The organism is Photobacterium sp. R1, from assembly GCF_054600795.1.
In genome coordinates this window covers 1-229 of the sequence record NZ_BAAHZP010001098.1, presented here as the reverse complement: position 1 = coordinate 229, position 229 = coordinate 1, and the positions used below count along the sequence as shown (strand labels likewise).

Here is a 229-nt window from a genome sequence, read left to right as displayed (position 1 = left end):
TCGCCCTGGCAAGGCATAGAACATATGGGGCAAAGCCTGGCTATTTTGATAGAACTGCTGCTGCCACTGTTTGCGGTCATACTGTTAGCGGCCATCGCAGGAAGTCTGATGCTGGGTGGCTGGCTGTTCTACCCTGCTGGTGTGCTGCCAAAATTGTCGAAGATCAGCCCGATTGCCGGCATCAAACGTATGTTCTCGATACGCTCATTGGTTGAACTGCTCAAATCAA

1 protein-coding gene is annotated in these 229 nt (G+C 51.5%); it reads left to right on the top strand.

Annotation, left to right across the window (positions count from 1 at the left end; translation table 11 throughout):
- Positions 1 to 229: EscU/YscU/HrcU family type III secretion system export apparatus switch protein (locus ACYP03_RS28450; protein ID WP_459782998.1), on the top strand; the 229-nt coding region annotated here is incomplete at both ends.